This is a genomic window from Nocardia sp. NPDC127526 (genome assembly GCF_042672265.1).
Lineage (GTDB): Bacteria > Actinomycetota > Actinomycetes > Mycobacteriales > Mycobacteriaceae > Nocardia.
In genome coordinates, this window is the sequence record NZ_JBHXVO010000006.1 from 144,503 (window position 1) to 166,921 (window position 22,419).

At 67.7% G+C, this 22,419-nt stretch carries 21 protein-coding genes; 10 read left to right on the forward strand and 11 right to left on the reverse strand.

Annotation, left to right across the window (positions count from 1 at the left end):
- Positions 1-228 precede the first annotated feature (228 nt).
- Both ACFVIV_RS13740 and ACFVIV_RS13745 read left to right on the forward strand, forming a co-directional pair.
- Positions 229-774 carry a hypothetical protein gene (locus ACFVIV_RS13740; RefSeq protein ID WP_379195958.1) on the forward strand — a complete coding sequence of 182 codons (546 nt, stop codon included), beginning with the start codon at positions 229-231 and terminating at the stop codon, positions 772-774.
- Positions 775-785: 11 nt separating this feature from the next.
- Entirely contained in the window at positions 786-1,841 is a 1,056-nt protein-coding gene (locus tag ACFVIV_RS13745) for an asparagine synthase-related protein (RefSeq protein ID WP_379195960.1), read from the forward strand.
- 12 nt (positions 1,842-1,853) lie between these two features.
- Here ACFVIV_RS13745 and ACFVIV_RS13750 read toward each other — a convergent pair whose 3' ends face one another.
- Positions 1,854-2,549 carry a nitroreductase family protein gene (locus ACFVIV_RS13750; protein ID WP_379195962.1) on the reverse strand — a complete coding sequence of 232 codons (696 nt, stop codon included), beginning with the start codon at positions 2,547-2,549 and terminating at the stop codon, positions 1,854-1,856.
- Positions 2,550-2,625: 76 nt separating this feature from the next.
- Entirely contained in the window at positions 2,626-2,892 is a 267-nt protein-coding gene (locus ACFVIV_RS13755; protein WP_379195964.1) for a GlsB/YeaQ/YmgE family stress response membrane protein, read from the reverse strand.
- 159 nt (positions 2,893-3,051) lie between these two features.
- On the opposite strand from ACFVIV_RS13755, the gene ACFVIV_RS13760 reads away from it, so the two are divergent.
- Positions 3,052-4,005, forward strand: a complete 954-nt coding sequence (locus tag ACFVIV_RS13760) for a cytochrome c oxidase assembly protein (protein ID WP_379195966.1) — start codon at positions 3,052-3,054, stop codon at positions 4,003-4,005.
- 3 nt (positions 4,006-4,008) lie between these two features.
- On the opposite strand, the gene ACFVIV_RS13765 is transcribed toward ACFVIV_RS13760, so the two are convergent.
- Positions 4,009-4,764, reverse strand: a complete 756-nt coding sequence (locus ACFVIV_RS13765; protein ID WP_379195968.1) for a class I SAM-dependent methyltransferase — start codon at positions 4,762-4,764, stop codon at positions 4,009-4,011.
- A gap of 399 nt (positions 4,765-5,163) precedes the next feature.
- Between ACFVIV_RS13765 and ACFVIV_RS13770 the strand changes: the two genes are divergently transcribed.
- The 7 genes from ACFVIV_RS13770 to ACFVIV_RS13800 all read left to right on the forward strand — a co-directional run bounded on the left by ACFVIV_RS13770 (position 5,164) and on the right by ACFVIV_RS13800 (position 15,340).
- Entirely contained in the window at positions 5,164-7,584 is a 2,421-nt protein-coding gene (locus tag ACFVIV_RS13770; protein WP_379195970.1) for an FAD-dependent oxidoreductase, read from the forward strand.
- 44 nt (positions 7,585-7,628) lie between these two features.
- A complete protein-coding gene (gene solA / locus ACFVIV_RS13775; protein ID WP_379196362.1) occupies positions 7,629-8,726 on the forward strand; it encodes an N-methyl-L-tryptophan oxidase in 1,098 nt (365 codons plus the stop codon).
- Positions 8,717-9,853 (forward strand): aromatic ring-hydroxylating dioxygenase subunit alpha, encoded by a 1,137-nt coding sequence (locus ACFVIV_RS13780; RefSeq protein WP_379196364.1) that lies wholly within the window; start codon positions 8,717-8,719, stop codon positions 9,851-9,853. The genes solA and ACFVIV_RS13780 overlap by 10 nt, the downstream gene beginning before the upstream one ends.
- Entirely contained in the window at positions 9,847-11,343 is a 1,497-nt protein-coding gene (locus ACFVIV_RS13785) for an aldehyde dehydrogenase family protein (RefSeq protein WP_379195972.1), read from the forward strand. The genes ACFVIV_RS13780 and ACFVIV_RS13785 overlap by 7 nt, the downstream gene beginning before the upstream one ends.
- 76 nt (positions 11,344-11,419) lie before the next feature.
- The gene (locus tag ACFVIV_RS13790; protein WP_379195974.1) at positions 11,420-12,967 is read left to right on the forward strand and encodes an APC family permease; all 1,548 of its coding nucleotides are present in this window, start codon (positions 11,420-11,422) and stop codon (positions 12,965-12,967) included.
- Positions 12,964-14,520, forward strand: coding sequence for a GMC family oxidoreductase (locus ACFVIV_RS13795; RefSeq protein WP_379195976.1), 1,557 nt, complete (start codon positions 12,964-12,966; stop codon positions 14,518-14,520). Before ACFVIV_RS13790 ends, ACFVIV_RS13795 begins: the two co-directional genes overlap by 4 nt.
- A 22-nt stretch (positions 14,521-14,542) precedes the next feature.
- Positions 14,543-15,340: an IclR family transcriptional regulator gene (locus ACFVIV_RS13800; RefSeq protein WP_379195978.1), complete on the forward strand. Its 798-nt coding sequence runs from the start codon at positions 14,543-14,545 to the stop codon at positions 15,338-15,340.
- A 1-nt stretch (position 15,341) separates the two neighbouring features.
- On the opposite strand, the gene ACFVIV_RS13805 is transcribed toward ACFVIV_RS13800, so the two are convergent.
- The 8 genes from ACFVIV_RS13805 to ACFVIV_RS13840 all read right to left on the reverse strand — a co-directional run bounded on the left by ACFVIV_RS13805 (position 15,342) and on the right by ACFVIV_RS13840 (position 22,381).
- A complete protein-coding gene (locus ACFVIV_RS13805; protein WP_379195980.1) occupies positions 15,342-15,479 on the reverse strand; it encodes a hypothetical protein in 138 nt (45 codons plus the stop codon).
- 149 nt (positions 15,480-15,628) lie between these two features.
- The gene (locus tag ACFVIV_RS13810) at positions 15,629-16,855 is read right to left on the reverse strand and encodes a cytochrome P450 (RefSeq protein ID WP_379195981.1); all 1,227 of its coding nucleotides are present in this window, start codon (positions 16,853-16,855) and stop codon (positions 15,629-15,631) included.
- Positions 16,852-18,111, reverse strand: coding sequence for a cytochrome P450 (locus ACFVIV_RS13815; RefSeq protein ID WP_379195983.1), 1,260 nt, complete (start codon positions 18,109-18,111; stop codon positions 16,852-16,854). Before ACFVIV_RS13815 ends, ACFVIV_RS13810 begins: the two co-directional genes overlap by 4 nt.
- Positions 18,108-18,710 carry an ATP/GTP-binding protein gene (locus ACFVIV_RS13820; RefSeq protein WP_379195985.1) on the reverse strand — a complete coding sequence of 201 codons (603 nt, stop codon included), beginning with the start codon at positions 18,708-18,710 and terminating at the stop codon, positions 18,108-18,110. Before ACFVIV_RS13820 ends, ACFVIV_RS13815 begins: the two co-directional genes overlap by 4 nt.
- Entirely contained in the window at positions 18,691-19,044 is a 354-nt protein-coding gene (locus tag ACFVIV_RS13825; protein ID WP_379195987.1) for a DUF742 domain-containing protein, read from the reverse strand. The genes ACFVIV_RS13820 and ACFVIV_RS13825 overlap by 20 nt, the downstream gene beginning before the upstream one ends.
- Positions 19,041-19,454, reverse strand: coding sequence for a roadblock/LC7 domain-containing protein (locus ACFVIV_RS13830; RefSeq protein ID WP_379195989.1), 414 nt, complete (start codon positions 19,452-19,454; stop codon positions 19,041-19,043). Before ACFVIV_RS13830 ends, ACFVIV_RS13825 begins: the two co-directional genes overlap by 4 nt.
- The gene (locus ACFVIV_RS13835; protein ID WP_379195991.1) at positions 19,451-21,337 is read right to left on the reverse strand and encodes an ATP-binding protein; all 1,887 of its coding nucleotides are present in this window, start codon (positions 21,335-21,337) and stop codon (positions 19,451-19,453) included. The genes ACFVIV_RS13830 and ACFVIV_RS13835 overlap by 4 nt, the downstream gene beginning before the upstream one ends.
- Before the next feature lie 336 nt (positions 21,338-21,673).
- A complete protein-coding gene (locus tag ACFVIV_RS13840) occupies positions 21,674-22,381 on the reverse strand; it encodes a hypothetical protein (protein ID WP_379195993.1) in 708 nt (235 codons plus the stop codon).
- Positions 22,382-22,419: the final 38 nt, after the last annotated feature.

The following is a 22,419-nucleotide window of genomic DNA, read 5'->3' on the forward strand; positions in this document are numbered from 1 at the left end:
CGGCATCTTCTGTCGACATCTGCGCGAGCTTTCGTGACTGCATCATGTGTGGCCGCTCCGAGTCAATGACTGGAGCTGGCACGAGCCAGAACACCCTGTATTGCCAATCGGAGAAGCAGTCTTCGACGACTACACGGTCGGTCAGGGTCGGCTTCTTTTTGTTGCCAGGTGGTTGCGGCGGGGAATAATCGGATGCTTGGGGATGGGGGTCGGATTACCGTGGAGTTTGTGGATGTGACCTTCAAACGGACCGGGGTGCGGCGGTATTCGACGGTGGTTGCGGATGCTGTGTATGGGGTGCGGGAACTGGATCCGGCGCCGGGGTATCACGATTTTGTGCCGCATGATCTGGCTCATTATGTCGTTGAGTGTGAGCTTGGGCTGGATGATGCGGTGTTCGGGCGGGCGGCGCGGGGTGGGGGGATGTTTCGGGCGGTGGGGGAGGGGAAGAAGGATCCGCGGGAGGCGCGGCGGGAGGGGCGGAGGCAGCGGAAGCGGGAGGAGCGGATGCGTGAGGCCGGTCATGCCAAGGGGGATCAGATGAGTGTGTCGGAGCGGCTGGCGGGGTTGTCGCTTGTCGCTTGGGTGCGCAGGCATGATCCGTCGGCGCGGCCGCCGGAATGGGCTCCGCAGGGTGCGGAGGTGGATGAGGATGTTCGAGAGGCCCTCGAGCGGATCGGAGCGCGGCTCGATGAGCTGGCGCCGCGGTGGCGGGGGCTGCGGGTGGGGGAGGAGTTGCGGTTTCGTTGGCCCAGTGCGGAACCGATCTCGTAGGGTTCCGGGGCATGAGGATCGGGCAGATGACAGGGCAGGGTGACGGGGGCATGGTCTGGGCCGAGCAGACCGGTGACGCAATGCAATTCGTCGCTGATATCCGGGATATCGGCACTCCTCATCCGCAGCGGCGCACGCTGACCGATCCGGGTGCTGCCGCGATTGTGTTCGAGCGTGAGATGCTCTCGCGGGTGGAGGCTGTGCTGCGGGCGCATTCCGGTACGCCGGTTGTGCTGTTGTCCGGAGGGGTCGATTCGATCCTGGTTGCCGCGGCTGCCGTGCGGCTGGGTGTTCGTCCGCATGCTCTGACGGTTGTCGCCAGGGGTGGGACCGACGGGGAGAATGCGGCGGCCGCGGCGGACGCGTTGGGGCTTACCCACGAGCTCGTCGAGCTCGATGATCGAGCGGTGGCCGGGTTGGCCGGGGAAGCGGTGCGGTTGCTCGGTATCGCGGAATTGTGGGAGATCTCGTACGCGATTCCATTGCTGGCCGCGCTTCCCGCGCTGGATCGCCTCGAGGTCGGACCGATTCTGACCGGTAGCGGCGCCGATGCGATTGCCGGTGGCGGCAAGGCGATTCGGCATCCGGCGGGGTCACCGCAGGCCACGGAGGAGTTGGACCGGATCATTCGCGACGAGTCGGACCGCAACTTCCGCTATCGCCGGCTCGTGCCGGACTTCTACGCTCGCGTCATGGGCAGGTATGCGGACCGATTCGTTCTTGTCTTCCAGACTCTCCGCTTCTGGGATGCCGCCGAAACCATGGCTGCCCCAGTGTTTTTCGGGGAGCGGTTGGGAGAACAGGTCGACAAGCTCTGCATCCGGATGGCGTGCGAGGCCCTCCTGCCGGAAAACGCGAAACATCTTGCCTGGGCCAAGAAGTCGGCCATTCAGCGATCGGCCGGGATCATGGGCGCGCTGGCCGGCGCCGCACGCGACCATGCCGCCTCGCTTCCCGGCGCCCGGACGTATTCGGACCCGGGAACCGAGCCGTTCGATGCGGTCGCGACTCGGTTGTACCTGGCCCTTCTGGATGCCCAGCAGCAACAGGCACCGCAATCTCCGTAGCCAATCCGGGATTCAGGCGCGTGGGAAGAACTCGAGGGCGTCAGGCTTACGGCTGAGGGCCGGGACTTCGCAGTCGGGGGCGGGGTAGCCGATGGGGAAGAGGATGTAGGGGCGTTCGGTGGTGGGGCGGTGCAGGATTTCGCTCAGGAACGCCATGGGGTTGGGGGTATGGGTGAGGGTGGCCAGGCCCATGGTGTGGAGAGCGGCGATGAACAGGCCACAGGCTATGCCGACACTTTCGTTGACGTAGTAGTTCTTGCGGAGGGTGCCGTCGGGGAGGGGAGTGCTCTTTTCGGCGAAGACCACCACGATCCACGGGACCACGTCGAGGTAGGACTTGTCGGAGTTGGTTTCCAAGGGGGCCAGGGCGGTTCGCCACGCTTCGGGAAGGCGGCCGCCTTCGTAGTTGATGCGTTCTTCGTGTTCGGCGGCCTCGCGGATGCGGTGTTTGATTGCCGGGTCGCTGATGGCGATGAATTTCCACGGCTGATGGTGGGCACCGGAGGGAGCGGTGTTGGCGGCGGCCACGGCTAGTTCGATCATGTGGCGCGGGACCGGGTCCGAGGCGAAAAAGCGGACGCTGCGGCGGGATTCGAGGAAGGAGTGGAATTCTGTGCCGCGTGTGATGCCCTCGGCCTGGTCGAGGCGGGGCGGGTGGTAGGGCACGAAGGGGTGGGTGTGCTCCCGGGCCGCGGTGTGGTTGGTCATGGGGGTCAGGGTATGTCGCGGGCAGCGTTGGGGTCGGCCGATCGCGCGGAGGATCGGCCGACCAGGGTGCGAGGGGTCAGACGCGGGCGCGGACGAACTTGTAGATCAATAGGATCAGGATCGAGCCGATGATGGCGCCGATGAAGGTGTGCTCCACCGGTGGGCGGATGGTGAATTCGTGGGGGGCGAAGACGAGGCTGCCCAGGGTGCCGCCGACCCAGGCGCCGACAATGCCCAGGACGATGGTGAGGATCCAGCCGAAGTCTTCTTTGCCGGGGACTATGAGGCGGGCGATGGCACCGGCTATGAGGCCGATGATGATCATGGTGATGATGCCCCACATGGCGTGCTCCTTAGTTTTGGAGGTTCCGCGTAATCGACGGTAACAGGGTGGGGATACCCGGTGAGCGTGTCGCAATACATCAGCGTGCCATGCGGTCTGAACACCGCTAATCCCATGATCTACTATCTTGCTACGTAGATTTTTGCGACTCTGGGAGCGATGCGGGACATGGTGATTGCGGGCGCGGTTCATCTGCCGGAGGTGGCGCCGACGCTGCCCGCATTGCTGGCGTGGAATCCGCAGCCCGTCCCGGTCCTGCCGGTGATCGGCATCGTCGCGGCCGTCCTGTACGGCTGGGGCGTGTGGCGGGTGCGCGCGGCGGGCCGGGACTGGCCGTGGTGGCGGACCGCCTGCTTCATGACCGGATGCGCTGTGCTGGTGGCGGTCACGGGACTGGCCATCGAGGGCTACGGCTACAAGCTCTTCAGCATCTGGATGTTCCAGCATCTGACGCTGTCCATCGCGATTCCGCCGCTGTGGGTGCTGGGGTCGCCCGGCTTGCTGCTGCTGCGCGCGACCGCCCATCACGGCGCGGGCCGGGTGGTGCTCGTGGCGGCCCTGGCCGGCTTGCGCAGCCGCATCGCCCGCATCCTCCTGCATCCCGGAGTGACGATTCCGCTGTTCCTGTTCAGCTATTACGGCCTGTATCTGACGCCGCTGCTGGACACCGTGGGATCCCGCTGGCCCGGCCATATCGCACTCGAAGTGCTGTTCCTGGTGTCCGGCCTGCTGTTCATCATCCCGGTGCTCGCGACGGGACCCCTGCCCATGCGGCAGAGCAATCTGGGCCGCTTCTTCGACATCTTCGTCGAGATGCCCCTGCACGTCTTCATCGGCGTCGTCCTGATGATGGCCTCCACCCCGATGATCGCCCTGTTCGCCGACCCGCCCGCCGCGTGGGCCGTGGACGTCCTCGCCGATCAGAAACTCGCCGGCTCACTGGCCTGGTCGTACGGCGAGCCCGCCGCGTTGATCATCGTGACCATCTTCGCCATCCGCTGGCACCGCGACGAACAGCGCGAGAATGCCAGGGCCGAACGCTTTTCCGCCGCGGCCGCCGATGACGAGCTGCGCGACTACAACGCCTATCTGCGCACCCTGCACGGCCGGTGACCGCTAGCGCGCCCTACCGGTGGTGGTGTACAGGCACGGCGACCACAGCATCAGTTCGGGCTGGGTGAGCGCGGCGGCGTCGTCGCGCAGTGATGCCGTTGCGGCGGGCGAGGTTTGGAACAGCCGGCTGTAGAGGGCGAGCAGGCGGCAGCCGGAGCTGTTTCCGGTCCAGGTGGTGCTCGCGATATGGGTGGTCACGGTGGACAGTCCGGCGGCGAGGAAGGCCGCGGGCGTGCGCCGGGCCCAGTCGAAATCGATGCCGGCCGCATCCGCCGCCTCGCGCAGCGCGCTGGTGACGCGTTCGGCCGCCGCACCGCTGGTCGCATCGGGGGCATTGATGACCGGGTCGGCCTCGGGGCGACCCCAATCGGAGATCACCAGCACGCCGCCGGGCTTCAAGGCGGGGACCAGTCGGGCGATCACCCGCTCGGGCTCGGGCAGCCGCATGAACAGCAGCCGCGCGTGAATGAGATCGAACCGTCCGGGCAGCGGATCGGTGCGCACGTCGTGGACGGACACCTCGACGGTGTCGGGCACCCGGATGCGGCCGGTGTGCAGGTCCGTGGCGAGGACCGAGGCCCCGGTCGCGGACATCCAGTTGGCGATATGGCCTGCGCCGGAACCGATATCCCAGCAGCGCCATTCGGGCCGGATGCCCAGCGTCCGCAGCACCGCGATGCTGGGCCCGTTCAGGATCTCGCCGAGCAGTCGCAATCGCTCGGCGGTCAGCGCGCCGCCATCCTCGAACGGGTCGGCCATCACCCACCTCACTGTGCGTAGTTGCGGGACAGATGCTGATCTTGGCAGAGGTTGGCCGGATCGCGGCGCGCCCGACCCGGCGAGTCTGCGCGCGGGATCGGGCGGTCCGTGGGGTGCGCGGCGGCTGTGTCCCTCGACCGGATGGCCGTGCCCCTCGCACGGGTGGCCGCGACTCCCGAGCCGGCGCGAGCCGTAGGCGATGGGCAGCGTGTGGCCGCTCGCCGCGCAGCGCGAGACGCCGTCCCGGGCCCTCGTATCATCCCTGGTCGAGCCCCGAAACGTGCAGGAAACAAAGGGAATACGTATTTCGTCGTTTCGGTTGACAGGGTATCCGACCGAGCGGAGCATAGTTGCGTATTACGGCACTTGGTGCGCAATACGCAACAACTTGGAGGCGCGGTGATACAGCCGCGAGTCGTCATCATCGGTGCGGGAATCGTGGGCACGGGCCTGGCGGAGGAGATCACCCGGCTGGGCTGGACCGATGTCACCGTCCTCGATCGGGGCCCGCTGTTCCGGACGGGCGGATCCACCTCGCACGCACCGGGATTGGTGTTCCAGACCAATGGATCCAAGACCATGGCGGAACTGGCCCGGTACACGGTGGAGAAATTCACCGCTATGGAGGCCTTCGACGCGGTCGGCGGGCTGGAGGTGGCCACCACGCCGGAGCGGTGGCGCGATCTGCACCGCAGGCGCGGGTGGGCGGCCGCGTGGGGAATCGAGGGCCGGCTGCTCGACCCCGCGGAGTGCGCGAGGTTGTTCCCGCTGCTCGATCGGGAGCGGATCCTCGGCGGATTCCACACGCCCACAGATGGTTTGGCACTGGCGGTACGCGCAGCGGAGGAGCAGGCCCGCCGAGCCGTCGCCCGCGGCGCGCGCTTCGCCGGTGACTGCGAGGTGGTCGAGGTACTGCACCGGGACGGGCGCGTGCGGGGCGTCCGCACGGCCGACGGCACCGAGTACACCGCCGATATCGTCATCAGCGCCGCCGGCTTCTGGGGCGCCGAGCTCGGACGCACGGTCGATCTCACCGTGCCGCTGGTGCCCATGGCACACCAATTCGCCAAGACCGCACCGGTTCCCGCGCTCGGCGGCGAACGGCTGCCCATCCTGCGGCACCAGGACGCCGACCTGTACTACCGCACCTACGGCGACCGCATCGGAATCGGCTACTACGGGCACGAACCGCGCCCGGTCGACATGGCGGATCTGCTCCGCGACACCGCGAACGAGCCGATGCCGTCCATGCTCCCGTTCACCGAATCCGAATTCGAACCCGCCTGGGCGGCGAGCCGCACGCTGCTGCCCGCACTCGGCGACACCAAGGTCGACGAGGGATTCGACGGCATCTTCTCCTTCACCCCGGACGGCTTCCCCATCCTGGGCGAGCACCGCGACCTGGCCGGATTCTGGGTGGCCGAAGCGGTGTGGGTGACGCATTCGGCGGGCGTGGCCCGCGCGATGGCGCAGTGGATCGTGAACGGCACGCCCGGCATCGATCTGCACGAGGGCGATCTGTATCGCTTCGAGGACGCCGCGCGCAGCCCGGATTTCATCCGGCGCACCAGTGTGCAGGCCTTCGTCGAGGTCTACGACATCATTCACCCGCACCAATACCGCACCGCACCAAGGGATCTGCGCACCAGCCCGTTCCATGCCCGGCACCGGGAGCTGGGCGCGTTCTGCTTCGAAGGCGGTCTCTGGGAACGCCCGGCCTGGTTCGAGGCCAATGCCGGTCTGGTGGACGAACTCGCCGCGCAAGGCGTCGACTTCCCGCCTCGCGACGACTGGTCGAACCAGTTCTACTCGCCCATCTCGATCGCCGAAGCCGCGTGGACCCGAAACCATGTCGCCATGTACGACATGACCCCGCTGACCCGCTACGAGGTGAGCGGCCGGGGAGCGACGGACTTCCTGCAAGAGCTGACGACCAATGACGTCGGCAAGAAGCCCGGCGCGGTCACCTACACCCTGCTGCTGGACGAGAACGGCGGCGTCCGCAGCGATCTCACCGTGGCCCGGCTCGGTGAGCAGCTCTACCAGGTCGGTGCGAACGGTCCCTCGGATTTCGACTGGTTCACCCGGCATCTGCCCGGTGACGGCAGCGTCACCCTGCGCGACATCACCGGCGGCACCTGCTGTGTCGGCGTCTGGGGCCCGCAGGCCAGGGCGATGGTGCAACCGCTGTGCGCGGACGACCTGTCGCACAAGGCCTTCGGATACTTCAAGGCCATGCGGACCTATCTGGGCAGCATTCCGGTCACCATGCTGCGCGTGTCCTACGTCGGCGACCTCGGCTGGGAGATCTACGCCAGCGCCGAACACGGTGCGGCCCTGTGGGATCTGCTGTGGGAGGCCGGCGCCCGGCACCGGGTCATCGCCGCGGGGCGGATCGCCTTCAACAGCCTGCGCCTGGAGAAGGGCTACCGCTCCTGGGGCACGGATATGACCACCGAACACACCCCGGAGGCCGCCGGAGTGGGGTTCGCCGTGCGCATGGGCAAACCGTCGTTCATCGGCAAACAGGCCCTGGCAGCCGCCGCGCCGCCCGAGAAGATCCTGCGGTCGGTCGTTCTCGACGACCCGCACGCCGTCGTGCTCGGCAAGGAACCGGTCACCGTCCACGGCTCGGTCGCCGGATACGTCACCAGCGCAGGCTATTCCGCCACCATTGCCCGCACCATCGCCTACGCCTGGCTGCCCAGCGCGGTCCAGCCCGGCGATCCAGTCGAAATCGACTATCTGACAAAGACATTCACCGGCCGGGTACACGCCGAACCCGTGGTCGATCCCGAGATGTCGCTGATCCGGAGGTAACCGTGCCCGACACCTACGACGTCATCGTCATCGGCCTGGGTGGAATGGGCAGCGCCGCCGCCTGCCACCTCGCCCGCGCCGGCCACCGCGTCCTGGGCTTGGAGAAGTTCACGCCCGCCCACAGCAGGGGTTCCAGCCACGGCGGCTCCCGCATCATCCGCCAGTCCTATTTCGAGGACCCCGCCTACGTGCCGCTGCTGCTGCGCGCCTACGAGCTGTGGGAGCAGTTGGCCCGGGACTCCGGCGACGAGGTGTACCGGCTCACCGGCGGCCTCTACGTGGGTCCACCGGACTGCGAGACCGTGGCGGGCAGCATCCGCGCCGCCGAGGAATGGTCACTGCCGCACGACATCTTGAGCGCCGGTGACATTCGCTCCCGCTTCCCCAACTTCACGCCCGGCGCGGATCTCATCGGACTGTACGAGGAACAGGCGGGCTTCGCGCGCCCCGAACTCACCGTGGGCGCACACCTGAAGCTGGCCGCCGCGGCGGGCGCGACCCTGCGTTTCGGCGAACAGGTCCAGGATTGGGCGGACAGCAGGAGCGGCATCACCGTCACCACCGGCGCCGGTACCTACACAGCCGGTCAACTGGTGATCTGCCCCGGAGCCTGGGCTCCCGGCCTGCTGGCCGATCTGGGCGTCGGCATCGAGATCGAACGCCAGGTCATGTACTGGCTCGACCCGGTCAACGGCGGCAAGAACTTCGAGCACGACCCCATCTACATCGCCGAAAACGCCGCGGGTGCACAGATTTACGGCTTCCCGGCCATCGACGGCCCGGACGGCGGCGTGAAGACCGCCTTCTTCCGCAAGGGCACGCGCTGCACTCCGGAGACCATCGACCGCACGGTGCATCCCGACGAGATCACCGAAATGCGCACGCGCGTCACCGAATTGCTGCCCGCCCTCGCCGGCCGCGCCATCCACACCGCCACCTGCATGTACTCCAATACCGCCGACCAGCACTTCGTCATCGCCCGCCACCCGGCGCACACCGCGGTCACCGTCGCCTGCGGATTCTCCGGTCACGGCTTCAAATTCGTCCCCGTCGTGGGGGAGATCCTCGCGGAGCTCGCCATGACGGGAACGACCGGCCACCCCATCGATCTGTTCGCCCCGCAAAGGCTGGTATCCCTGTGACCTCGGATCTGATCCCCACCCTCGGTGGTGAGTACTACTGCGACCCTGCGGTTTTCCGCGCCGAACAGGAACACATCTTCGAAACCATGTGGTTCTGCGCGGCCCGCTCCTCGGACATCGACGAGCCCGGCGCCTTCCGCCGCATCCAGGTCGGCCGGGAGAGCGTGCTGCTGGTGCGCGGCCAGGACGGCGAACTGCGCGCCTTCCTGAATATCTGCCGCCACCGCGGCGCCATGATCTGCACGGAATCCGAAGGGCAGGTGCGCCGTACCCTGCGCTGCCCCTATCACGCCTGGACCTACGCGCTCGACGGGAAACTGGTCGCCGCACCCAATATCAAGTCCCTGCACGATGATTCGGGCGCACCCATCGATCGCGTCGCCTACGGCCTGGTCCCGGTCGCACTGCGGGAATGGCTGGGCTACGCCTGGGTCTGCCTGGCTGACGACCCGCCGTCCTTCGAAACCGATGTCATGGGTGCGGCCACCGCCCGGCTGGGCGATCCGGCCGCCATCGACCGCTACGGCATGGAACGCCTCACGGTCGGCAAACGCGTGGTCTACGACGTGGCCGCCAATTGGAAGCTCATAGTCGAGAACTTCATGGAGTGCTACCACTGCGCCACCATTCATCCCGAACTGGTGGAGGTGCTGCCGGAGTTCGCGGGCGGGTACGCCGCGCAGTACTACGTCGGTCACGGCGCGGAATTCGGCGAGCGCATAGCCGGATTCACCGTCGACGGCCGCGCCGGTTTCGATCCGCTCCCGGATCTGGCGCCGGAGCAGGACCGCAGGTATTTCGCCATCACCATCCGGCCGACGGTGTTCGTGAATCTGGTGCCCGATCACGTCATCCTCCACCGCATGTATCCCATGGCGCACGACCGCACGATCGTCGAATGCGATTGGCTGTACGCGCCGGATGTGGTCCGATCCGGCGGTGCGCTCGACCATTCCGTGGAACTGTTCCACAGGGTGAACGAACAGGATTTCGCGGCGTGCGAACGCACCCAGCCGGCCATGTCGTCGCGGGCGTATCGCAAGGGCGGGGTGCTGGTGCCCGCCGAGCACCATATCGCCGAATTCCACGAATGGACCCGCAAGCGGATCGGCGAAGCGCAATGTTAGACGAGCTCTGTGGTGCGCCGAATCTGTATATCGACGGGAAATGGGTGCATGCGGCCGGCGGCGGCACTCGCGACATCGTGAATCCGGCCGACGGGACGGTGATCGTCACCGTCGACGAGGCCGATCGCGCCGATGCGGTGACCGCGGTGGCCGCCGCCCGCGCCGCCTTCGACACCGGTGGCTGGCCGCGGACGTCAGTGGCCGAGCGGATCGCCGTGCTGGAACGCATTGCCGAGCTGCTCGGTGCGACACGCGACGAGCTGGCGCGCATCGAAACCCTGGACACCGGAAAGACGCTGCGCGAGAGCCACATCGACATCGATGATGTGATCGCGGTCTTCCGGTACTACGCCCGGCTGGCCGCCACCGGCGCGGACCGGCTCATCGATACCGGCAATCCGGCGATCATCAGCCGCGTGGTGCGCGAACCCGCCGGGGTGTGCGCGCTCATCGCGCCGTGGAATTATCCGCTGCTGCAGATGTCGTGGAAGATCGCGCCGGCGCTGGCCGCCGGATGCACCATGGTGGCCAAGCCCAGCGAGGTCACGCCATTGAGCACCATTGCCCTGGTGCGGCTCATCGATCGCGCCGGAGTGCCCGCCGGGGTCGTCAACTTGATCCAGAGCAGCGGGGCCACAGTCGGTTCCGCGCTCACCGATACGCCCGATGTGGATCTCATCTCCTTCACGGGCGGCGTGGCCACCGGGGAGTCCATCGCCCGCAACGCGGCCGCTCACATCACCAGGGTGGCACTGGAACTGGGCGGCAAGAACCCGCACATCGTGTTTCCCGACGCCGATTTCGACAGCGCGGTGGACGCGGTGCTCACCGGTGCGTTCCTGCATTCGGGCCAAGTCTGCTCGGCGGGAACACGACTCATCGTGCACGAGTCCATTGCCGAGAGCTTCGTCGCCGAACTGGCACGGCGGGCCGAGCGTATCCGCGTCGGTCCCGGTATGGACCCGGCCAGCGAAACCGGGCCCCTCGTCTCCGAGCAGCATCGCGCAAACGTGGAAGCCTATGTAGCCCTGGGTATTTCCGAAGGCGCAAAGCTCGTGACAGGCGGAGCGCGCCCCTCTGATGCAGCGCTCGCAGCCGGAAGCTACTACCTGCCGACCATCTTCGACGAGTGCCAACGCTGGATGCGCATCGTCCAGGAAGAGACCTTCGGTCCCATCCTCACCGTCGAACGCTTCACTACCGAAGCCGAAGCCATCGCTCTGGGAAACGACACCGCCTACGGCTTGGCCGCGGGTGTCCGTACCGCCGACCCTGCCCGAGGCGAACGCCTCGTCCGCGCCCTGCGCCACGGCACGGTCTGGCTCAACGACTTCGGCTATTACACCCCGGCCGCCGAATGGGGTGGATTCGGCCGCTCCGGAATCGGCCGTGAACTCGGCCCCAGCGGCCTGGCCGAATACCAAGAGACCAAACACATATGGCACAACACCGCGCCCGCGGTGGGCGGCTGGTTCGCCGGAAACAACTGAATATTTCCAACTCTCGGGACTCTCAGGGCTTCGCCCCGAACCCCGTTTGCATCATTTTTCTGAAAGTTGGGCCGTCATGACGACTACCCGTCCCCCTGCTCCAACCACGGCGACCACCCCCGACCACGGCATGGCCGACTTCGGCTACAAGGAATCCCTCAGCCGCCGCATCGGCAAATTCTCCAGCTTCGCCGCCGGCGTCAGCTATATCTCCATCCTCACCGGCACCTTCCAGATGTTCTACTTCGGTTACGGCACCGCCGGACCCGGATATCTGTGGTCGTGGCCGCTGGTATTCGTCGGCCAGTTCGCCGTCGCGCTCTGTTTCATGGAATTGGCGGCGAAGTATCCGGTGGCGGGCTCGGTCTACAACTGGGCCAAGAAGCTGGGCAATCAGTTCGTCGGCTGGTCGGCGGGCTGGCTCATGCTCACCGCGTCCATTGTCAGCCTGGCGGCCGTGGTGCTGGCGCTGCAACTGAATCTGCCCCGGCTGTGGAGCGGATTCCAGATCATCGGCGACGGCACCGGAACCCGTGACTTCGCCACCAACGCGGTCATTCTCGGCACCGTGCTCATCGTGTTCACGACGGTGGTGAACGCCTTCGGCGTGCGCCTCATGGCCATGATCAACAGCACCGGCGTTTTCATCGAACTCATTGCCGCCGTGGCGATTGCCATCATCCTGGGCCTGCACGTCACCCGCGGTCCCGATGTCTTCTTCTCCGCCAACGGTTACGGCGCCGAGCAGAGCGGCGGCTACCTGGGCGCATTCCTGATCGCCACGCTCGCTTCCGGTTACGTCATGTACGGTTTCGACACCGCCAGCTCGCTCGGCGAGGAGACCGTGGAACCGCGCCGCACCGCGCCCAAGGCGATTCTGCGAGCCCTCTTGGCCTCCTTCGTGATCGGCGGCGCCATTCTGGTGTTCGCGGTGCTGTCCGCGCCGAATCTCGACGACGAGATGCTCGGCACGGCGGGCGGCGGTTTGCAGTACATCGTCGAGCAGGTGATGGGCGGAACGCTGGGCAAGATCATGGTGGTGTGCATCGCCATCGCGGTGACCGTGTGCGCCTTGGCCGTGCACACCGCAGCCATCCGCCTGACCTTCGCCATGGCTCGCGACAATGCGCTCCCGTTCAGCGCGCAGCTGGCCCGGGTGAGCGACAAGCACAAGACGCCGGTGGTGCCGGCGGTGGTGATCGGCCTGCTGGCGGCGCTCATTCTGGTCGTCAATATCGGTCAGCCGAAGGTGTTCACGGTGATCACCTCGATTGCCGTGATCATGATCTACCTCGCGTACCTGGGCGTCACCGCGCCCATGCTCTACCAGCGGCTGCGCGGCAACTGGCCCGCCGAAGACCTGGCCGCGGGCGGATATTTCACCATGGGGCGCTGGGGTATGGCGGTCAATGTCTTCGCCGTGCTGTGGGGCCTGGGCATGGCGATCAACCTGGCCTGGCCGCGCCCGGCCATCTACGGCAGCCCCTGGTACTACACCTGGGGCGCGTTCCTCTACATCGGCGCCATCCTGGCCGCGGGCCTGATCTGGTTCGCGCTGCGGGGAACTCGCGTCATCGGCGTGCTCGCCGGGCATGCCGCCGCACCGGCTCGGGTGGTGTCATGACCGACGCCTTCGACTATGTGATCGTCGGCGGCGGCTCGGCCGGGTGTGTGGTGGCGGCCCGGCTCAGCGAGGACCCGGAGGTGACGGTCTGCCTGCTGGAGGCCGGTCCCTCCGATGTCGGCGACGACAAGATCCTGCGGCTGGCCGACTGGATGCACCTGCTCGAATCCGGTTACGACTGGGACTATCCGGTGGAACCGCAGGACAGCGGCAACAGCTTCCTACGCCACTCGCGGGCCAAGGTGCTCGGCGGCTGCTCCTCGCACAATTCGTGCATCGCCTTCCACCCGCCCGCCGAAGGGCTCGACGAGTGGGAAGCCATGGGCGCGACCGGCTGGGGCGCGGACGGGCTGCTGCCGTATGTGGCCAAGCTCGAACGCAATACGGCCGCGGCCGCCCATCACGGCCGTAGCGGGCCGGTCGAGATCCGCGATGTGCCGCCCAAGGATCCGTGCGGCTATGCGGTGCTGGAGGCCGCCGCCAAGGTGGGATTGCCTACGGTGCAATTCAATCGGGGCGAAACCGTGCGCAATGGCGCGGGCTGGTTCCAGATCAATGCCGACGGTGACAATATCCGGCAGTCGTCTTCGCACGCCTACCTGCATCCCGTCCTGGGTAAACGGTCCAATCTCACCGTGCGCACCGGCTGCTGGACCAGCGAAATCCTGTTCGACGAAACGAATTCCGCCATCGGTGCGCGGTACAGGCGACCGGACCTCACCGGCTTCGACACCGTGCACGCCCGGCGGGAAGTGATCGTCAGCACCGGCGCCATCGACACTCCGAAGCTGCTCATGCTTTCCGGCATCGGCCCGGCGGAACACCTGCGGGACATGGGAATTCCGGTGCGGGTGGACGCGCCCGGAGTCGGCGCCAATCTCGATGATCACGTCGAGGGCCTGGTGTTCTGGGAAGCCGCCCGGCCCATGATCACCTCGTGCACCCAGTGGTGGGAGATCGGCGTCTTCGCCACCACCGTCGCCGGTCTCGACCTGCCGGACCTCATGATGCACTACGGCAGCGTGCCCTTCGATATGAACACGGTGCGCTGGGGCTATCCCACCACTGACAATGGCTTCTGCCTGACTCCCAATGTGACGCAAGGATATTCGCGCGGTACGGTGCGGCTGCGCTCGCGCGACTTCCGTGACAAGCCGCGCGTGGACCCGCGCTACTTCAGCGATCCGGACGGGCACGACGAGCGCGTCATGCTGCACGGCATCCGCCTCGCCCGCCGCATGGCCGAGCAGACCCCGCTGCGCGACTGGGCGGCCCGCGAACTTGCACCCGGCCCGGACGCCGTCACCGACGACGAATTGCTCGAATACCTGCACCGCACCCACAACACCGTCTACCACCCGGCCGCCACCGCCCGCATGGGCGCGGTCACCGACCCCATGGCGGTGCTCGATCCGCACCTGCGGGTCAAAGGCGTGCGGCGGCTGCGCGTGGTCGATGCCTCGGCCATGCCGAAACTGCCCGCCGTGAATCCCAATATCACCATCATGGCCATGGGGGAGAAGTGCGCCGAGCTGATCAAGACGAAAACCTAGCGACACCTACACTGGTCGTGTTATGGCTACGCGAGCGGGCGAGGGGTCCGGCAATCGTCGAGACGGCGCGGCAGCGGTGCAGTCGGTAGACCGCGCGCTGGCGGCCCTGGAGATCGTGGCCAAACTGGGGACGGCCGGGGTCACCGAGATCGCGGCCGAGCTCGGGGTGCACAAATCCACGGTGTCGCGGCTCATCGCGGTGCTCGAAGCCCGCGGCTATGTCGAACAGCTCTCCGAGCGCGGCAAATACCGGCTCGGGTTCACCGTGGTGCGGCTGGCCGGATCCACCAGCGCGCACCTGGATCTGCCGCGGCAGAGCCAGGACGTGTGCGACGCCCTGGCCGCCCGCGTCGGCGAGACCACCAATGTGGCGATCCTCGACAGCGATCGCATAGTGAATGTCGTGGAGGCCGTCGGATCGGCCGGTATCGCGCTGCGCACCTGGGTCGGCCAGAGCTGCCCGGCGCACGCCACCTCCAGCGGAAAGGCCCTGCTGTCGGAGTTGCCCGCGGCGGATCTGCGCGCTCGGCTGGCCCGCCGCCTGGAATCCTTCGCGCCCAACACCATTACCGACCTCGGTGTCCTGCGCACGCAGCTGGAGCAGGTGCGTGCGCAGGGCTGGGCGGCCTGCGAGGAGGAGCTCGAGATCGGCCTGAACGCCGTCGCCGCGCCCATCCGGGACGGCGAAGGCCGGATCATTGCCGCGCTCAGCGTCTCCGGGCCGTCGTATCGTCTTCCGCCGGAACGCTTTCCGGATATCGCCGCGCAGGCCGTCGAATCCTGCCGGACGATCGGCCGGCGACTCGGCTACACCGGCTGACTCAGTGCGGGACGGGCACCGAATCCGGGGCGTAGACCCCGAGCAGCACGCCCGCCGCCAGCCCGAGGAACGCGGCCGCCAGCAACGACAGCGGCACGAAGACGAACGGCAGCACCACCCGCACGGTCGATGCGTTCAAATTCCTGTGCCGCCCTGACATCGCTGACCCCTTCACCCGCTGCTGAACCCTGACCCTTTACGAAGGTAACGAGTTTAGCCGAGGTGGGCAAATGTTCAGCAACTATGAATGAGGCCCCCGTCATGCTCGGCAGACGGGGGCTCGCCATTTCAGGACAGATGGATAGGGAATGCAGCCACATCGTTCTGGGTGAGCACCGGCAGATTGGTGATCTCCTCCGGCGGCACGGCCAGCCGCAGCCCCGGGAAACGATCGAACAAGGCGGGCAAGCCGATTGCCGCCTCCAGCCGGGCCAGCGCCGCACCCGGGCAGATGTGCGGACCGTAGCCGAAGGAGATATTGCGGCTCGCCGTCGGCCGCGTGACATCGAACTCGTCGGCGTCCTCGCCGTGAATGGCGGTATCGCGACCCACGGCGCGATAGGAGATCACCACGCCCTCACCCTTCTCGATGACGGTGTCGCCGAGCGTGATGTCCTCGGTGGCGAAGCGCATGAGCAGGTGGATGACCGGCCCGTCGTAGCGCAATGTCTCCTCGATGGCCTGCTTCCACTCCACATCGCCGCCGCGCACCTTGGCCAGCTGCTCGGGCCGGGTCAGCAAGGCGCGCACGGCATTCAGGATCAGGCTGACCGTGGTCTCGTGCCCGGCGGCGACCAGCGCCTTGAGATTGCCGACCACCTCCTCCTCGGTGAGCGGCTCGCCGCCCTCGTCGGCCAGGATGAGCGCGCTGGTGAGATCGTCACCGGGCGCGGCGGTCTTGCGCCGGACCATCTCGGTGAAATAGACGTGCATATCCTCGATGATCTGCAGGCGCTCGTCCTGCGGCGTGACCATCGAGAAGAACTTCTTGTACCACTCCAGCAGCATCGCCTGATCGGACCGCTCGACGCCCATGAGCTCGCTGATCACCCGCATGGGCAGCGGATAGGCGAACACCTGCTTGAGGTCGACGACCGCGCCGTCGCGGCCGGCCTCCGCCAGATCGTCCAGGAGTTCCTTGGTGAGCCGCTCGATGGACGGCCGCAGCGCTTCCAGCCGGCGCGGCGTGAGCGCCTGGGTGGTCTTGATGCGCAGCCGCCGATGCTCGGCCCCGTCCACGGTGAACATGGAACGACCGGCATCGATCATGCCGATGAGCGGCCACTGCCGGGTCACCACGCCGGAGGTCCACAGCCCCCAGGAGTTGATGTCCTTGACCAGGCGGGTGTCGGTCAGCAGCCGGCGGGCCAACTGGTGGTCGGTGACGGTCCAGGCGGGCACCCCCAGCAGCTCGATACGGGTGAGCGCCCCGGCTTCGCGCAGTCGCGCGGTCTCCCCGGCCAGGTCGCCCACCATCGGATCGATGGCGATGGCGTGCGGGCATGCTGAACTCACTGGAAACCTCCGACTGCGCGAACTGGGCTGAAAACAACGGGTAGAGAAGTCATTCCGCGCAGGAACGGAGAGGGCCGCCGCACCAGGTTCTGCGCCGGCACGGCCAGGTCGATATCGGGCAACCGGTCCAGCAGCACCTCGATGCCGGTCCGGGCAATGATCTCGGCAATGTGCTGCGCCGGGAACGGGCAGCGGTATTCGCCGTGGCTGAACGCGAAATGCGCGCTGTTGCCGGTGTACACGGCGGCATCGGAGACCTGTTGGCGCACATGCGGATCGGCATTGGCCGCGGCCAGGCCGAGCAGCAGCATGTCACCGGCGCGAATCACCTTGTCGCCCAGGCGGGTATCGCGGGCGGCCCAGCGGCCGGCGAGGATCTGGGTGGGGGTGTCCTCCCAGAGCACCTCGTTCATGGCCTGGCCGACACTGCGCCGGCCGCCGCCCAGGGCGGCGGCGAAGCGATCGTCGGTGAGCATGAGCCGCACCGAGTTTCCGATCCAGTCCGAGGTCGGCAGCTGACCGGCGGCCACCACGGCCATCAGATCGAGCATGTACTCCTCGTCGGTGAACGGCTCGGGATAGGCCAGCATGCGCGAGACCACGTCATCACCGGGCTCCGCGCGCTTGCGGGCGACGAGCTGACCCATGGCCTGACCGAATTGCATATGCGCCGCTTGGGCATCCGCGCCGCCGTCGGCCAGAGTCTTCATGGTCCAGGCCAGGTGCGGGCCCTCCTCGTCGGGAATTCCCATGAGCCAGGCCAGGGCCAGCACCGGCAGCGGTTCGGAGAACTCCGCGACCAGGTCGGCGGTGCCGCGGCCGCAGAAGGCATCGATCAGCCGGTCGGCCAGATTCTCGGTGACACGGCGCAATTCGAAGGGATCGACCGCTTCCAGGGCGGGCTCCACCATGGCCACGTGCCGGCGGTGCTCGGCCCCGGCGGTGAAATAGATCGACGGCATGGGCTGGCCGACCATCGGCAGCAGCGGCCAGTCCTCGGGGATATTTCCCCACTGGTTCCACAGGCTCACATCGCGCGGGAACAACTCCGGGGAGTTGGTGACCTGATGCATCTCCCGATAGCCGATGACCAGCCAGGCGGGCACCCCGCCGGGCAGCTCCACCGCCACCACCGCACCGTGATCGCGGCGCATCTCGTGGTAGAGGGCATGCGGATCGGTGTGGAAGCGGGGGCCGCTGAGCGGGACGACGCCGTGCTGCACCGGGCAGCCACCGGCTTGCGCGGGCGAGGTCATTGCGGGTTCTCCGGGTTGTAGAGGTGTTCGACGAGCGTGATCAGCACGCTCTTACAGGAATCCCGGTAGCGGGCATCGCATTCGATGAGCGGCACCTGCGGGTCCAGGTCCAGCGCCTCGCGCACCTCGTCCACGCCGGCGGCGTCGCCGAAGTTGTTGCACGCCACGATGAACGGCGTGCGCTGATGCTCGAGCCGGTCGATGGCGTACCAGGAGTCGGTGATGCGCCGCGGATCCACCAGCACGATGGCGCCCAGTGCGCCGGTGAACAGCCGGTCCCACAGGAACCAGAAGCGTTCCTGCCCGGGCGCTCCGAACAGGTACAGCACGTGCTCATCGTCGATGGTGATGCGGCCGAAGTCGAAAGCCACCGTGGTGGTGGACTTTCCGGGCGCGAGCGTCGGATCGTCTACGCCGTAGCCGACCTGCGTCATGGTGGCTTCGGTGTCCAGCGGGCGGATTTCGCTGACGGAGCGGACCATGGTGGTCTTGCCCACGCCGAAACCGCCCACGATGACGATCTTGAGACCCTGGCTGGCATTGGCGCTCAGCGGTGCGTCGGCGCGGGCGGGCCGGGGGTCAGAGATTGCGGAGTCCAACGAGCACCTTCTCCAGGGTGGTGGTGTCGGGCAGCGAATTCCACGCGCCGGTGGTGTACCGCGGATGCCGCACGGTGATCTTCCCGGCGTGCAGCAGATCCGACAGCAGAATGGTGGCGATGCCCACCGGGAGCCGCAGCTCCGCCGCGATCTCCACCACCGCGGTGGGGCGGCGGCACATATCGAGAATCGCGGCATGCTCGGACTGCATGCCCGGTGCCGGATCGCATTCGCTCACAACGAGAGTGACGAGATCGAAGGCGTCGGAATCCGGGCGGCTGCGGCCGCCGGTCAGCGTGTACAGCCGGTCCGGATTCTCGTCTGGCCTGGTCACGACACGCTCGCTCCCCGGACTCTGGGCGCGGCGGCGAGATGTTCACCGAGCTGCTCCACCAGTTCCCGCATATTGTGGCCGACCAGGCCCGCATCGGCGTCCTCGGCGGCGACCACCGCGATATGCGCGCCCACACCGGCCTCCACGATGAACAGGATGCCGCCGTAGAACTCGGTCATGGACTGCCGCACACCGCCGCGCCCGTCCCCGAATTCCACGGAGGCGCCGTGCGAGAGGCTCTGAATACCCGCGGCAATGGCGGCCAGCTGATCGGCGCTGTCATTGCCCAGTTCGGCGGTGTGGCAGATCTTGAGCCCGTCACCGGACAGCAGCAGGGCGTGCCTGGCGCGCGGGGTGCGGACGAGCAGTTGCTCCAGCAGCCAGCCCAGCTGCGTGGCGGAGGGTGTCATCGATCGGTCTCCAAGGGCGCGGACGGGGAAGGTGTTGCGGTGCCGCCATTCTCGCCGCCGTTCATCGCACGCTGGAAGGCGCCCATATTCGAGGGCGACGGCGGGCGGAACGAAGCGAGCGGTTGCGGCGAACCGGGTGCGGACAAACCGTCGGGATGCACGGCGGCCAGCGTGCTACCGCGCCGCCGCTTGGGCAGTCCGGAACCGGTGGAAGCGGGAGCCTCAGTGGATTGGCTTGGAACAGAGGCGATATCGGCCGAAGGCGCGTACGCGGAATGCGCGGGATCGAGATCGGCCAGCGGCGGCGGAGTCCCGAAAAGCGCCTGCGCACTCTCGGAGAGCCCCGTATCCGCCGAGGACAGCGCAGGACTCACCACGGCCCCCTGTGCCATGTCCGAATACCCGGCGCGGACGGGGGTCTCGCGGCTTTCGCCCGCGGCGGGGCCGGAGGGGAGCGCACGGTTCTCGTCCGCGGCGGCACCAGCGGGCAGCTCGCGGTATTCGCCTGCGGCGGCGCCGGACGGAAGCTCGCGGCTCTCGCGGGTCGCGGCACGCGACGGGAGCGCGAGATTTTCGCCGGTGTCCGTGCGCGAGGGCAGTTCGTGGTGGCTTTCCGCCGCTGTCGTGCGGGACGGGAGCACGCGGCGTTCGCCCGTGCCGGAAACGGCCGGCAGTTCCCGGCTGTCACTCGCCGACACGCGGGAGGGGAGCTCGCGGCTCTCGCTCGCGGTGGTGCGGGAGGGGAGAGCGTCGGTGCGGGTGCGCTGGGTGTCTGTCGACGGGCGGGTGGGCAATGTCGCCACGGCCGTGAGGGATCCGGTGTTGCGCTCCAGGCGGGTGGTGAGCTCGCGCGGTACCACCACGACGACCGCGGTGCCGCCGATGGCCGAGGGCCGGTAGGAGACGGTGAGTTCGTGTTTGCGGGCCAGGTGGCCGACAACGGCCAGGCCCAGGCGGGTGCCGGACAGCGAGGAGAGGTCGGAGCTCTGGTCGCCGCGGCCGGAGACGGTCGATTCGGCTCGGCGCAGGGCGGATTCGCTCATGACCAGGCCGCTGTCCTCGATGGTGATCACCACGCCCGCGGGCACCTCGGCCGCGTACACGTGCACCTCGGTGGTCGGCGGGGAGAAGTTGCAGGCATTGTCGAGCAGTTCGGCGAGCGCGTGCATGACGCCTTCGGCGGCGTGACCGGCGATGGCTATCTCGGCCACGGCGCGCAGCCGCACCCGCTGATAGCCCGCGACCCGGCCCATGGCGCCGCGCAGGATGGACTCCATGCCAATGGGTTTGGCCCAGCGCCGCCCGGTGCGCGCGCCGCTCAGCACGGCAATGCTGTCCGCGAGCCGGCCCGCCTGTGCGGTGCGGTGATCCAGTTCCAGCAGATCGCCGAGCACCTTCGGATCCGCGTGCCGATGCTCCATCTCCCGCAACTCGGCCAGCATGCTGGTGCTCATGGCCTGCATGCGCCCGGCCGCGCCCGCGAACGCGGCCATGGCGGCGGCGCGGCGGTTGTCGCTGTCCTTGGCTTCGCGCGTCTTGGCGGCGAGGGCCTGCTCCAGCGGTTCGACGCGGGCCTGTAGCTCATCGATCAGGGCGTTCGCCTCGGCCGCATAGGAATCGATGCGCGCCTGGGCCCGCGCTTCGGCCGCAGTCGCGACGTCGTGCGTCCGCGCCTCGGCGGCAGCCGTGACATCCCGCATCCGCGCCTCGGCCGCGGCGGCGCTGTCCCGGGCCCGCGCGACCTGGCCGCGGTAGTACACCGCCATGGTCACGGCCGCGCACAGCAGTACCGCCGCCGTCGCCCCGCCCGCTATCAGTGGTATCCGAAAGTCCTCCGGCGCAGCGTAAACCGCTGCCGCGACCGCCGCGGCGGTGAGCACCACACACGTCGACAGCGTCCGAACGGGCAGGCGCGCACTCCGAACGGCTTCGTTCGCACCGTCCGGAGGATTCGATGACTCCGACAAGCTTTCGCACTTCCGCACTCACGTTCACCGAGGCAGCTGCACCGGTGCGGTCGAGCCCCGCCGGTTGCCACGTCAAATAGGCGGACCGGCAAGAGGATTCGGACCTAGCGGACGAGCATAGGCTTCTGAGACGGTCCGCGCTACCCGAGGGCGAACCCGGCCACAAGCGCGATCCCGATGAGCAAGATCCGCGCAACCGAGTTGTAATCTGCTGTGTCGCGGGCGTTTCCGCAGCACCCGGCGGTGGCCGGGTCAATCCTCCAGGTCGAGGGGATACTCGTCGATCTCCGCCGCCGCGTCGTCCGCGGCTCCGGCGCGGGCGGTGCCGATGAGCGCGGCAAGGGCGTACGCCAGCACCGGGATACCGCCGATCAACCCCTTGTAGTCGCCCAGGTGAACCTCGGGCAACAGCAGCGTCACCAAGCGGACGGCACCGAAGACGAGCCCGAGCGCGCCGCCGAGCATGAAGATCGCGATGGGCGTGCGGAACCGCTCCGGCACCGTCCGATAACTGATCGCCGCCGCCAGCAGTATTGCCGCATTGACGGCGACCGCCATGACGCCGACCACCCACTTGTGCGCATCCACGAGCGTGGCATCCGGCTCGTTCGGGTCATAGGTGATCAGGATCGCCGCCTCCGCGACCACCAGCATGGTGTAGGCCGCCCGGATCAGCCCGGGCTTGCACCAGGCTTGCGCGATCGAGATGACAATGAGCGTCCCGCCCGCCACATACGCCGTGCTGGCCACCAGATCCGGCAGCAACTCCAGCCCGATCGCCGAATCGATCCGCTCCTCCGCCCACCGATTCAGCGCGGGCGTGCGCAGCAGTGCCCACAGCCCGAGCAGCGCCAGACCCAGCGTGAGCGGCCGCGATTCCGGACTCGGCCACCGCCGCGCCCGCATCGCCACCGTCACCGCCACAACCACCGCGGCAAGAATCGGAACGGCATTGGTCACCGGGACAGCTTCACCCCCATCGACCCGTTCGCCCGAGT